Annotated in this window: 3 protein-coding genes; all 3 read left to right on the top strand. The window is 48.9% G+C overall.

The genetic code is table 11. The features are described 5' to 3' along the window. The first annotated feature begins 126 nt into the window (after positions 1–126). Positions 127–7,143: an InlB B-repeat-containing protein gene (locus OM416_RS16535; protein WP_264931206.1), complete on the top strand. Its 7,017-nt coding sequence runs from the start codon at positions 127–129 to the stop codon at positions 7,141–7,143. Between the two features lie 453 nt (positions 7,144–7,596). Beyond that, entirely contained in the window at positions 7,597–14,619 is a 7,023-nt protein-coding gene (locus tag OM416_RS16530) for an InlB B-repeat-containing protein (RefSeq protein WP_264931204.1), read from the top strand. A 219-nt stretch (positions 14,620–14,838) separates the two neighbouring features. Continuing rightward, on the top strand, positions 14,839–14,988 hold the full coding sequence (locus OM416_RS16525; protein ID WP_264931202.1) for a hypothetical protein: 150 nt from the start codon (positions 14,839–14,841) through the stop codon (positions 14,986–14,988). Positions 14,989–15,077 lie beyond the last annotated feature (89 nt).

The raw sequence follows: 15,077 nt of genomic DNA, 5'->3' as shown, positions 1-15,077 counted from the left end.
CAGAAAGGTCGGTGAACGAATTCAATCTGTAAAGTTGGCATTATCGTACTGGCTTTGTTGATTAGCTTGATTAGAAACCAATTTTGGACGATCTTTTTTAGTTTGATCTATACATAGAAGGGATGAATGAAAGTGAAGAAAGTAAGACAGGGATGGAAGGTGAGCCGGCAGTTCCTGATGTGGATGCTGGTGATCAGCTTAGTAGTTTCTGCCGTGCCCCTATTACCAGCGCAATCGGCAGTAGCGGCTGAACTGCCGATGCAGATGACAAAAGTAACCACATCCACTGGATTCCAGGATGTGAGTCCCACCGACTGGTTCTATGATGCAGTCGTCCATGTGCAGGAGAAGGGCATATTCAGCGGAACAAACGCGAGAAGCTTCTCTCCTAAGGGGACAATGACACGTGCCATGTATGTAACGGCACTTGGACGGATGGCCGGAGTCGATGCCGGGGCGTACTCCACTTCGAGCTTTGCCGATGTACAGGCGGGCAGCTGGTATGCGCCATATGTCGAATGGGCGGTTAAGAAGGGAATTACCGATGGCACGGGGGATCGGAAATATTCGCCGGATGCTACCGTATCTCGGGAGCAAATGGCGACAATGACGTTGCGGTATTTCGAAAGCGAACAGATCCCTTATCAGACCGTGAATCCGGTCAAGACAGAGCCGGGCGATCTCGGGGATGTATCGCCTTGGGCGACTGACGCGGTCATCAAGCTGTGGCAAGCCGGTGTGTTCACCGGGGATGAAAAGGGGAACTTCAATCCACGTGCGCAAGCGACTCGCGCGGAAGCAGCGGTTCTCTTCATGCGCAACAACGCGGTTGTAGAGGCGTGGAAAAATCAGAATCAAACGCCGGTTACGCCAACACCAACACCGACACCAACGCCAACGCCATCAGCAGGTGGTAATAGTGGCGGCGGAACGTCTGGAGGCAGCGGAGGAGGTAACACCGGTGAGGCTACATACACACTCACCTTCGAGAGCAACGGAGGTACGCCAGTCACTGCACAGAAGGTGCGGAAAGGCCAGGTGCTAAATAATCTACCTGCTCCAACAAAAGAAGGATATATATTCCAAGGGTGGTTTGCGGATAGTGATCTTTCACTCATCTTCGCAAGCGGGAGCACCCTGAACGCGGATACAAAGTTGTATGCAAAGTATACGGATAGCATAGATCGTGCCGTACAGAGCGTACCAAGCTATTCGGTACTGGATGTCGCGCCGAACTTCACCATTAAGGTGCAGGATTCATCGGGCAGTCTAACGGAATCCCAGGTCAAAGAGGGGATGACCTTCGTGGATACGGCGAATCCCGAATTCGAAGGGGTTACCGTCTCTGGCGGGAACGGAGTTTTCACGGTATCGTCAGCAGCCGAAAACGGCAAGTTCGTTGAAGGTAACACATATCAACTTACGTTGACCGATGACAGCTTGTCCTTCCAAGGCCAAGACGCGACGACAAGTATTTATGTATTTAGCGTTGCTAAACAAGAAGTCATGAATGTTCCACTCAATCCGAACATGATCTACATTCCGTTCACGGATGTCACGGAAATGGTGATCAATGGAGCAGATGTCGATTCGCCCGCGATTTCAGTCGTTACGACGACGGTAGGCGGCGAAAATGCACTCGCCGAAGTGAATGCGAGTAGTGGAACGTTCAAGTACACCGGAAGCACTGGCACGGTGATTCAAGTTGGTGATACCGTAGCCATCTATGAGGGAGTTAGTCCCGAACTGCGCACAGTCGAAACAACTGGTGAAGAAGATGGTGATGTGGCCTATGTCCAGATCACGTCGGTAGATGATAGCATCTATACCTATGATCACGCAGATGCCAAACAAGTGTTGCTCAAGCCAGATGTGCTACCGGTGAGCGTAGAGGCAGATACGGATGGAGATCCCAGTAACCACTCCATCACGGTCGATCATACCGCGATGAACTACAGCGACGGCTTGTACGAGCCCTTTGGTTTGGATGAACTGACCACGGTCGATGTGGGAGACTTTATCGGGTTCTATGAAGGTGAATTCGCCGAAGAAGGTTCTAAGGTAACCGGTTATGGACGCATTACGTCGATTAAGCCCAAGGCGGAGATGGACGTAATTACGTATGAAGATGCCACCATTGAAGATATTGAAAATGCCTTCAACATCTATCAGAAGCAAGCAATTGACGGCGACGATCTGTTGTCGGAAGAACAGATTGCACAGCTCGAAGAGCAAATTGAGCAGCAAGCGAGAGACAGCGGATTCGTCAACGAAGCCGCGGATTATCTGTCTGACATCGCCATGGAGACGAAGGAAATTCAGGAGATCAAGGCTCAGTCCTCCCTAGCATCCGGTAAAGGCAGCCGGGTAAGTGTGGAGAAACTGACCGTTGTTGCTTCAATCGGCACGAGGCTGAAGAATATTGACGGCCGGACCTCAGGCGTAAGCGCTACATTACAAGTGGGTGCCGATATTGTTGTCAATATCAATGAAGACAGCGATCTTGTCATCCATATGACGGGTACATTCGTTCAGGAGATGAGCCTGGACCTCGGTATCAATGGGGATATGAAAGGGCACTGGCTGAAAAAGTGGGGGATTCCTTACTGGTACAGCATTGATGATTATGTAATTACGGCGAATCTGGATGCTTATAGCTATACCGGAATGAACATCACGGCAGAGATAGCTCTTGTTGAACACGATAAGTTAAATGATGCACTGAATGACTGGCTGGGCGAGAAGAACGCTGGCAGGTTGGGAAAGGTTCAGGACATTGCGACACAGATAAAAGCGGTAATGGCGGGTGTGCAGGATACTGCGGTAGATGCGGAATCGTTGAAGGAAAAGTATCAAGAGATGTTGGAGCAAGACACGGAGTGGGTTCCGTTAATCAAGAAAGAACTCTTTGAAAAGAGCGTACGTGTGGCTTTAGGTATTGTGGAAGTCAAATTTGAAGCGGAGTTTGTGGTCAGCGCCCAGGTGAACCTGACGGTGGGGGCAGATTTCTACTATAAGATGGCCAAGCGCTACTCGGTTAGCTTGCGCGTATTGAGTTTCAGTGGTTCGAGCAATACGGTCAGCTTGCCGGGAGACGGAGATTACCAATTTACCTTCTATGTGATGGGGACGATCGGTTTACGAGCTGGTATTCATATGGAGGTCAAAGCGGGGATTGGAAGCGTCAAGTTGAATAGTATCGGGCTTGCTGTAGAACCCGGTGTGTATGTGAATCTGTGGGGCTACTTTTATTATCAATTGAAAAATATTAGCGGGGTGAAGACCACGAAGTCTTTAGGTGCCCTGTTCGTCGAGATTGGCATCTATTTGGAGGTCGAACTCGGCGCTCAATTAGGTGATGGCGGGCTTTCCGGCGGCGTAGAGCTGGTCGATGAAGAGTGGCCGCTGTATACAATTGGGGAACAGCATAACGTCTACGACTTCGCCTATGCACAGGATGAATCACTTGGGTTTACCTTAGCAGGCTCCGCGTCATCCATCACTGTGCCGGAGTTGTGGCTCACGATGAGCATGTTTGATTTGAAGACAGGCGATACCGATACCCAAGTGTATGAAGCCACGAAGTTTGATGTTCAAGTGGACAATGCGAATTTCAAGTATAACGAGGCTGACGGGAAGATTAAAGTGGTGGACACCAGTCGTCTAGTAAGTAAGGGTAGCTTGGTGATTACTTGGAAGGGGGCGCCGCTTTCATTCACATCTGATCCGCTTAAGCGCACAATTCCGTTGACGTGGCGAGTCACAGAAGGTGAATATATCTTCCAGTTGCACCCAGGCAACGGTGGTGTGACTCAGGTTCTGCCTTATGTTTATAATGCAGCGGTTAATGTACCTACTCCGGTCTATCCGGGCTATACATTTGATGGATGGTATACGGCAGCTACAGGGGGAACAAAGGTAACGATTCCAAGCCGCATGCCTAAGGATGACTACGAACTGTATGCGCATTGGAAGGTAAACCACAATACGCCATATACAGTGGAGCATTATTTGATAGACCCGGATACAAGGAAAGCGACTTCGGCTTTACCTGCGTATACAGAGCTATTGACTGGGACGACCGACACGGAGATTCGCATCAATTCTGACCGATTCAAGAGCCAAGGTTATGCGAATGGAGAATCCGTCGGACGAATCATCAAAGGAAACGGATCGACGGTTGTAAGAATCGAGTATTACCCGGCGAGTCATACCGTCGCTTTCAATCTAGGTTATCCAGGCGCTCCTCGCAGCACGATAACCGAACCGGCTGGCAGAAATATTGCGGGTCGTATCCCGACACCGACTAGAACGGGTTATACTTTTGCCGGCTGGTCACCGGAAGTGCCAAGCACCATGCCGACTTCGGATACTGAGTACACCGCTATATGGGCTGCCAAAGAAGATACGCCTTACCAAGTCGTGTACTTGAAGCAGAATATGGCGAGTGACACCTATACGGTGGCAGATACGGAAACGTATCGCGGAGCTACCGATACGGAAGCTAATCTGACGAATATAACCCCTAGATCCTATGCTGGGTTTAAATTCGATGAAAATGTTCCGGGAACGGTGTTAACAAGCCAAATAACGGGCAATGGAAAAACAGTGTTGAAACTGTACTACAAGCGCGATGCCCATACCTTGACGGTCAATTACAACGGTTCTGGTCAGGCGACCAAAGTTATTGAAGTTCCGTTTGGCGCTACGACGCAGCTATATCTAGGTACACCGATCTGGCAGGGACATGTCTTCGCGGGATGGTCACCGACTCCTCCGACGACCATGCCTGAGGAAAGTATGACGTTCACCGCGCAATGGACCACGAACGCTTACACGGTGAAATTCAACAGTAATGGCGGAGCGGAAGAAGTTGAGAACCAGACGGTGGGATACGGCAACTTGGTTAGCACACCGATTGAACCGACGAATGAAGGCTATGTATTTGGCGGTTGGTATACTAGCAGCGATCTGACAACTCTCTACGACTTTACGGCACCGGTAACGGGTGACCTTACGTTGTACGCGAAGTGGCTGTTACGCTATACGGTGAGCTTCGAGAGCAACGAAGGATCAGTAGTCACGAGCCAGATGGTGAACGAAGGGTCTAAAGCTGAAGCTCCGGTCGCTCCGGAGCGCGAAGGTTACGTATTCAGCGGTTGGTACAGTGATATTGAGCTGATAACTCCTTACGACTTCACAACGGTAGTGGTGACGACGAATCTTACGTTGTACGCAAAGTGGACGGTTTATGTACCGAATACCTATACGGTAACTTTTGAAAGTAATGGTGGGTCGATCGTAGATGCCAAAACAGTGAACGAAGGCGCTGTGGCTTCCGCTCCGGGCGTTCCTATCCGGGAAGGCTACACCTTCAGTGGTTGGTACAGCGATATAGACTTGACGACTGCTTATGGTTTCACAGCAGGAGTTATGGAAAATATAATGCTCTACGCGAAGTGGACAAGAAACAGCTATACGGTAAGTTTTAGCAGCAACGGTGGATCATTGGTGAGCAGCCAGTCCGTGAGTGACGGCGATACGGCTACGGAACCTGCTGCCCCAATACGTGACGGTTATGTGTTCGGTGGTTGGTACAGTGACATCGGTCTGAACGAAGCTTATGACTTCACGACATCGGTGACGGCGAGCCACATGTTGTACGCCAAATGGACAGTAATCTATACGGTAACCTTTGAGAGCAACGAAGGTTCGAGCGTGGATGCCCAGACCGTAGAATATGACGGACAAGCTGTGGCTCCCGCTGTTCCGACAAAGGACGGATATATATTCAGCGGTTGGTACATTGATGCAGCTCTAAGTGAGACTTATAACTTCGCGACATCAGTTACGGCTGACCTCTTGTTATATGCAAAATGGATATCTAACAAACATACAGTGAGCTTCGATAGCAACGGTGGCTCAGACGTAGAGAGCCAGTTGGTGAGTCCTGGTGGCAAAGCGATAGCACCACCTACACCAATATGGGAGGGTTATAAGTTCGACGGTTGGTACAGCGATCTTGAAGGAACGCAAGCCTATGACTTCGATACAGAGGTGACGGCAAACCTCAGTCTGTACGCCAAATGGACGATGACACCATGGTTCAATGTAGGTAGTCCAATAGAAGGTAGTACGACTCGTCAAGTTTTTGCCGACAGCGACGGTACGACTTACGCTTCTTATGAGCGTTCTAATCGTCTGTACTTGGAGAAATATGAAGGAGGGGTATGGAAGAACATCTACGAAGGAGGCACGTGGGAAGACACTTACGTTGGAGAGGTTCCCTATCGGTACTACACATACACAAAGTTTGCCCTGGATAATCAGGATACTCTTTACCGGACTTCTTCCGGAGTTGAAGGTATATATGTGCAGAGATATAATGGCGAAACCTGGGAAAATATTGCTCAAGATGGGTCTCTTCCAAGGGGAGAATCAAGCATTGCGTTTGACCTTAACAACGTTCTTCACTTGGTTTATACTAATGCAAATCAAATGACGGTGATGAAATATGAAGAAAATCGTTGGGTTCCTTTAACCGGTGGTGAGAGATTCGGTGGGGAGACGTTAGACCCAGTCATCAGATTTGACAAAAACAATATCCCATATGTAATGAGCTCTGTGTCCGAAGTAATAGACAGGGGTGATCCCACTAGAAATGGAAGAGGTAAGCGTATAGCGATTTTTAAATATAATAATGGAGCTTGGGAGCGTAGTGGCGACTTGGGTCTAGTGGAAGTAAAAGTACTTGTAGAGGCACCAATTTTTGAAATCGACCCGGATGGCCTACCTTATGTCCTCCACTCAACGCCTTCCACTTGGGTTCTGATGAAATATAACGGGACAGATTGGGAAAGGGTCGGCGAGGGCAGCCAACCGACGTCCGATTATTATAAGCTAGGACTCATTATTGACCAATATGGCGTACCTTATGTTTCTTATCAAGATCGTACAAACGAGAATCGACCAAAGGTAGTGAAGTACGAGAGCCGTTGGATTCAAGTGGGTGAAGAAGCGGAGCTCAACGCAGCTACAGCTTTTAATTTGAATTTAGCTATGGGTAAAGATAGAAACCTTTATATGGTGTTTAGAGATGCAACATTACAAAAAATAGTTGTGATGAAACATAAGCTGCAATAGTGCAGGTATTAATCAAAAAGTAGATAGCGGTTAAGGTTGGAAAAACCAACCCGAAGATAAAATTGATTAAAAAATAGCGGCGTAAGGGAGCTGAATCCCTGCGCCGCTATTTTTTAATGTTCAAACTTAAAGTTTTCTTTGTAATCCACCAGTGGCCTGTCTAGCATGATAAAGTATGGAATGAAAAACGACATAATTCGATGGTTAAGATAGGCGGGTGAACGACTTTCATCTGTAGATTCACGCAATACCCGCAGATTCTGCGGTTTCAAGTATAACTGGAAGTGTCGTACCTTGAAGCAGTCGAAAGCTCTTCTGGATGTTCAAAATTATGTTGGCGTCCCGAATGTGATAAACGCCGCAGCTCAGTTAGACAGCGAGACCATGAGATAGCATGTAGAGTGCATACAAGTCTGTCGTTCTTAGTTTTATACATAGAAGGGATGAATGAATGTGAAGAAAGTAACAAGACAGGGTTGGAGGTTGAGCCGGCAGATCCTGATGTGGATGCTGGTGATCAGCTTAATAGTGTCTGCCGTGCCTATATTACCGGCGCAATCTGCAGCAGCGGCTGAACTGCCGATGCTGCAGACCAAAGTAACCACATCCAGTGGATTCCAGGATGTGAATCCGACCGACTGGTTCTATGATGCAGTCGTCCATGTGCAGGAGAAGGGCATATTCAGCGGAACGAACGCGAGTAGCTTCTCTCCTAAGGGGACCATGACACGTGCCATGTATGTGACGGCACTCGGACGGATGGCCGGGGTGGATACAGGGGCGTACTCCACTTCGAGCTTTGCCGATGTACAGGCGGGCAGCTGGTATGCGCCATATGTCGAATGGGCGGTTAAGAAGGGAATTACCGATGGCACGGGGGATCGGAAATATTCGCCGGATGCTACCGTATCACGAGAACAAATGGCAACGATGACGTTGCGATATTTCGAAAGCGAACAGATCCCTTATCAGACTGAGAGTCCGGTCACGACAGAGCCGGGCGATCTCGCGGATGTATCGCCTTGGGCGGCTGACGCGGTCGTCAAACTGTGGCAAGCCGGTGTGTTCACCGGGGACGAAAAGGGTAACTTCAACCCGCGTGCGCAAGCGACTCGCGCGGAAGCGGCAGTTCTCTTCATGCGAAACAACGCGGTTGTAGAGGCGTGGAAAAATCAGAATCAAACGCCGGTGACGCCTGATCCGACACCAACACCAACAACTCCGGTGACAACAACGCCGACACCCGGCGGTAACAATGGTGGCGGAACTCCTGGTGATAACGGGGGTAACCCGGGCACGGGTTCCACTGCGTATACGCTCACGTTTGAGAGCAACGGAGGCACGGCGATTGTTGCGCAGACGGTACGAAAAGGCCAGGTCTTAAATAACCTGCCGACTCCAATAAAAGAAGGGTACATTTTCCAAGGATGGTTTACAGACAGCGATTTCTCGCTCATTTTTGCAGAGGATAGTGCGATAAGTGCGGATACGAAGTTGTATGCGAAGTATACAGATAGCATAGATAATGCCGTACAGAGCACACCAAGCTATTCGGTGCTGGATGTGGCACCGGACTTCACGATTGCAGTACACGATGCATCAGGCAATCTGACAGTATCTGAGGTCCAAGCGGGTATGACGTTCACAGACACGGCGAATCCCGACTTCGCAGGTATTACCGTCACTGGCGGGAACGGGGCCTTCACGGTAGCGTCTGCAGCCGAAAACGGAAAATTCGTCGAAGGTAATACGTATCAACTGACGTTGAATAGCGATAACCTGTCCTTCCAAGGTCAGGATGCGACAACGAGCATTTACGTTTTTAGTGTCGCTAAGCAAGAGGTTCTGGACATTCCGCTGAACCCGAACATAATCTACCTTCGGTTTACGGACGTAACGAATATGATGCTGGATGACGCAGCTGTGGGTTCACCATCGATTCCAGTAGTTACCACGACGGTGGGCGGTAGCGAAGATGCGCTTGCCGAAGCGAATGCGAGCAGTGGAACGTTCGAGTATTCCGGCAGCACCGTGATTCAAGTCGGCAATACAGTCGCCATCTATCAAGGGGTTAGTCCCGATCAACGCACGTTAGAAACCACCGGCGCTGACGACGGTGATGTGGCCTATGTCCAGATTACGGCGGTAGACGGAAGCACCTATACCTACGATCATGCGGATATCAAGCAAGTGTTGCTCAAGCCGGATGTTCTGCCGGTGAGTGTGGAAGCAGACACAGATGGAGAACCGAATAACAACTCCATCACAGTTGAGCATACCCAGATGAACTACAGCGACAGCATGTATGAGCCTTTCGGCTTGGATGAGTTAACCACGGTGGATGTGGGTGATTTTATCGGGTTCTATACAGGTGAATTCGGCGCCGAAACAGGTTTTGAGACCGTTGGGTACGGACGTATCACTTCGATTACGCCTGAAGCTGAGATGGACGTCATCGAATATACTGATGCCACGATTGAAGATATTGAGAATGTCTTCAACATCTATCAGAAGCAAGCCATTGACGGCGAAGATCTGTTATCGAAAGAGCAGATCGCGGAGCTTGAAGAGCAGATCGAGCAGCAAGCGAGAGACAGTGGATTCGTCGATCAAGCCGCAGATTATCTATCCGATCTAGCTATGGAAACGAAGGATATCAAGGATTTGAAAGAAATCCAGCAGATCAAGGCTCAGTCTTCTCTGGCTTCGGGCAAAAGTAGCCGGGTGAGCGTGGAGAATCTGACTGTTGCTGCTTCACTCGGGACGAAGCTGAAGAACATTAACGGCCGAAGTTCTGGCGTCAGTGCTACACTGCAAGTCGGTGCCGATATCGTTGTTGATATCAATGAAGACAGCAATCTCGTTATCCATATGACCAGTACATTTGTTCAGGAGATGAGTCTGGATCTCGGCATTAATGGTGATATGCAGGGGCATTGGCTGAAAAAGTGGGGAATCCCTTACTGGTATAGCATCGACGATTATGTAATCACTGCGAATCTGGATGCCTACAGCTATACCGGACTTAATATTACAGCAGAGATGGCGCTCATCGAACCAGATAAGTTGCAGGCTGCACTAAATAACTGGGCCGTAGAGAAAAAAGCCGGCAGGTTAGGTCAGGTACAGGACATCGCCACACAGATCAAAGCATCTATGGATGGTGTACAAGGTACCTCTGTGGATACGGAGGAATTGAAAGAACAGTACCAAGAGATGTTGGAGCAAGATACGGAATGGGTTCCTTTAATCAAGAAAGAGCTCTTTGAAAAAAGTGTACGCGTGGCTTACGGAATTGTAGAAGTCAAATTTGAAGCAGAGTTTGTAGTCAGTGCTCAGGTTAACTTAACGATGGGTGCAGATTTCTACTACAAGATGGCGAAGCGCTACTCAGTGACCTTGCGTGTGTTGAGTTTCAGAGGCTCAAGCAATACGGTCAGTCTGCCGGGAGACGGCGATTACCAGTTTACCTTCTATGTTATGGGAACGCTTGGATTACGGGCCGGTATTCATATGGAGGTAAAAGCGGGGCTTGGCAGTGTCAAATTGAATAGTATCGGACTTGCCGTAGAACCCGGCGTGTATATCAATCTATGGGGTTACTTCTACTATCAGCTGAAAAATATTAGCGGGGTGAAGACCACGAAGTCTTTAGGCGCCCTGTTCGTCGAGATCGGCATCTATTTGGAGGTCGAACTCGGCGCTCAATTAGGCGATGGAGCGCTCTCGACCGGAGTAGAACTGGTCGATGAAGAGTGGCCGTTGTATACGATTGGGGAACAATACAACGTCTCCGACTTCGCTTATCCGCAGGATAAGAATCTCTTGCTTGGTCTGGCAGGCGTTGCGGCATCCCTTGAAGTACCGCAGTCGATGCTCTCGATGAGTATGTTCGATTTGAAGACAGGCGATACCGGTACTCAAGCGTTTGATGCTTCAAGATTCAATATTTACGTGGACAATGCAAATTTCAGGTATAACTTGGGTACCAATAAGGTCGAGGTAGTGAATACCAGCCTTCCGGTAAGTAAGGGTAATCTGGTCATCACTTGGAAAGGATCACCGCTTTCGTTCACGCCTCGTACGCTCAAGCGCACGATACCGTTGACATGGCGCGTCACGGAGGGCGAATATATCCTCCAGTTGGATCCACGAAACGGCAACGCGACTCAGGTTCTTCCATTTGTTTACAATGCAGCGGTTAATGTGCCTACTCCGGTCTATCCGGGCTATACATTTGACGGATGGTATACGGCAGCTACAGGGGGAACAAAGGTAACGATTCCGAGCCGTATGCCTAAGGATGATTACCAACTGTATGCGCACTGGACAGCGAATCCGGATACGCCGTATACGGTGCAGCATTATTTGATAGACCCGAATACAAGAAAGTCGATTTCGACTTCGCCGGATTATACGGAACGGTTGACCGGAACGACTGATACGGAGATTCGCATCAACTCTGAACGATACAAGGACCAAGGTTATGCGAACGGAGAAATGTATGGACGCACGATCAAGGGGGACGGATCGACGATCGTAAGGGTCGAGTATTATCCAACGAGTCCGACTATCGCATTCAATTTGGGCTATCTGGGCTCTCCGCGCAGCACCGTAACCGAACCGTCCGGCAGAAATATTGCGGGTCGTATACCGGTGCCGACAAGACCGGGTTATACGTTTGCCGGTTGGTCGCCGGAGGCGCCAAGCACCATGCCGACTTCGAATACGGAGTATACCGCAATATGGATAGCCAAAGAAGATACGCCTTACCAAGTCGTGTATTTGAAGCAGAATATGGCGAGTGACACCTATACGGTGGCTGATACGGAAACGTATCGCGGAGCTACCGATATGGAAGCCAATCTGACGAATATAACTCCAAGGTCCTATGCTGGGTTTAAACTGGATGAAAATATTCCTGGAACGGTGTTAACAAGTCAGATAACCGGCAATGGAAAAACGGTTCTGAAGCTGTATTATAAGCGTGATGCTCATACATTGACGGTCGATTACAATGGTTCCGGCCAAGAGACCAAAGTTGTAGAAGTTCCATTTGGAGCGACGACGCAGCTCTATCTGGGCACACCGATCTGGCAGGGGCATGTCTTCACGGGATGGTCACCAACTCCTCCAACGACCATGCCTGAGGAAAGTATGACGTTCACCGCACAGTGGACGACGAACGCTTATACGGTAAGCTTTAACAGCAATGGTGGAGCCGAAGAAGTGGATAGCCAGACGGTGGGGTATGGCAGTTTGGTCAACACACCGGATGAACCGATGAAGGAAGGCTATGTATTTGGCGGTTGGTACAACGGTAGCGATCTGACGACTCTCTATGATTTTGCGGCACCGGTGACAGGCGATCTTACGTTGTATGCGAAGTGGCTGCTTCGCTATACGGTGAGCTTCGAGAGTAACGGCGGAACGACTGTTGAGGCTCAGGCAGTGAACGAAGGTGCTAAAGCGATGGCACCGACGGCACCGACGTTGGAGGGCTACGTGTTCAGTGGCTGGTATATAGATAGCGACCTGACGACCCCTTACAACTTCACCACAGCGGTGGTGACGGGAGATCTTATGTTGTATGCAAAATGGACGATTTACGTGCCGAATACCTATAACGTGAGTTTCGAGAGTAAAGGCGGATCAGCAGTAGAAGCTCAGACGGTAAATGAAGGTGCCGTGGCTACCGTTCCGACAACGCCGACGCTTGCTGGATATACGTTTGACGGTTGGTACAGCGATAATGGATTGAGTATAGCCTACGGCTTTACGGAAGGTGTGATGGGAGATCTTACGTTGTATGCGAAGTGGACGCTCAACAGCTACACGGTGAGCTTCAACAGTAGTAGCGGATCATTGGTGAGCAGCCAGTCCGTGAACGAGGGCGATACGGTTATAGAACCTGCCGCACCGATACGCGAAGGCTATGTGTTCAGCGGTTGGTACAGCGACCTTGCCGGTACGCAAGCTTACAGCTTCACAGCATCGGTGACGACAAACCTCACGTTGTACGCAAAATGGATAGCAATCTATACAGTGACCTTTGACAGCAATGAAGGTTCGGTGGTTGATGACCAGACGGTGGAATACGACGGAACAGCTACACAGCCAGCCGCTCCAACAAAGGAAGGGTTTATTTTCAGCGACTGGTACAGTGATGCAGGTCTAATCGAGGCTTACAGCTTCACTACACCAGTGACGAATAACTTAACATTATACGCGAAGTGGACATCCAACAAGCTCACGGTGAGCTTCGATAGCAATGGCGGGTCAGATGTAGAGAACCAAATGGTAAGCCCCGGCGGCAAAGCGATAGTACCGCCTACGCCAACATGGGAGGGTTATAAGTTCGATGGTTGGTACAGCGACCTTGCCGGAACGCAAGCTTATGATTTCGACACGGAAGTGACGGCATCCCTTACCTTGTACGCAAAATGGACAGTGACACCGTGGTTCAACGTAGGTGGTTTGTTAGAAGGCACTACAGCTTATCAAGTGTTAACCGACAGTGAGGGTACGGTGTATGCTTCTTATCGATCGAATGACCTGCGCCTGGACAAATATGAAGGAGGCGTGTGGAAGAACATCTACCAAGGCACGGGTAACAACTTGGGCTATACGCGGTTTGTCTTTGACAATGAGGACAATCTTTACCAGACTTCGTCCAGCGGCGAAGGCGTATATGTGCAGAAGTATAACGGCACGGAGTGGGAAGATATTGCCCGCAACGGATCTCTTCCGGGGGAAGGTTCAAATATTGCATTTGACCAAAATAACGTGCTTTATCTGGTTTATAATCATTTAATTAGCGGCGATAAGTATGAAATGAGAGTGGTTAAATACGAAGGGAATAGTTGGGTTTCCGTAACTGGCGGCGATAGTCTTGGCGAGAAGGCGCTTAATCCAGTTATCCAATTTGATAGAAACAATATCCCATATGTAATGAACGATATGTTCGAATTTATCGATAGAGGGAATCCTGCTACAAACGGACGAGGTTCACGTATCACAGTTTCAAAATATGAGAATGAAGCTTGGGAGCATATCGGCAACTTGGGTCTCGTAGAAGTAAGAGCTCTTGTGGAACCAGCAGAATTTGCAGTCGATAAGGATGGCGTGCCCTATGTCCTTCACTCAACGCTTGGCTCTTGGGTTCTGACGAGCTACAACGGTACCGATTGGGAAAAGGTCGGTGAAGGCAAGGTACCTTCGTCCGATTATAGAAGGTTAAGACTCGCTGTTGACGACTACGGTGTTCCTTATGTTTCTTATGATGATCGATCAAATGAGAAACTGGCAACCGTAGTGAAGTACGAAGGTGCGTGGATTAAAGTTGGCGAAGAAGGTTTTTCCATAGCTAGTCCGCTCACTTTGAGTTTCGCTAGGGGTAAAGACGGTAACCTGTATATGATTTATAGAGAGGAAGTTTCAGGAAAAATAGTTGTGAGGAAACATAAGTTGCAATAGTGTAGGATGTTAATCAAAAAGTAAAAGAAGAGTCTACTCCGAAGGGAGCAGGCTCTTTTTTTGCGTTAGCAAGGCGAGGGAAAAGCGTCGGAAAGCACAATGTAACTGGAATGTGCAAGCTGGCAAGTCTGCGGTTCGAACCAAACTTTTGACGCTTATTATGTTCCATCCAAGTTATTTTGAAGGACACGCTCCTCAATATTCGAGAGACGGGGGAATTTGTCATCAATATGGTTCCGGCTTCGTTGGTGGAGTCGATGCAGCGATCATCTGGTTCTTGGGAAAGTAGAGCACTTACGGGTGAATGAAGAGGCATCTGCCGGTCGTTATAAAATATCCATGGAGAGCTGGCTGGCGATTACGCGCTAATTAAATCTATATTTTCAGTCTGAGATAGGGTTACATCATCTATATCTAAAATAGTGCAGCAGAAAGAACCGCTTCTTCAGTTGTGACTC

The sequence above is a fragment of the Paenibacillus sp. LS1 genome (assembly GCF_026013365.1).
Taxonomy (GTDB): Bacteria; Bacillota; Bacilli; order Paenibacillales; family Paenibacillaceae; genus Paenibacillus.
Note: the sequence above shows the minus strand (reverse complement) of the source record. Positions and strands in the feature narration are given on the sequence as shown.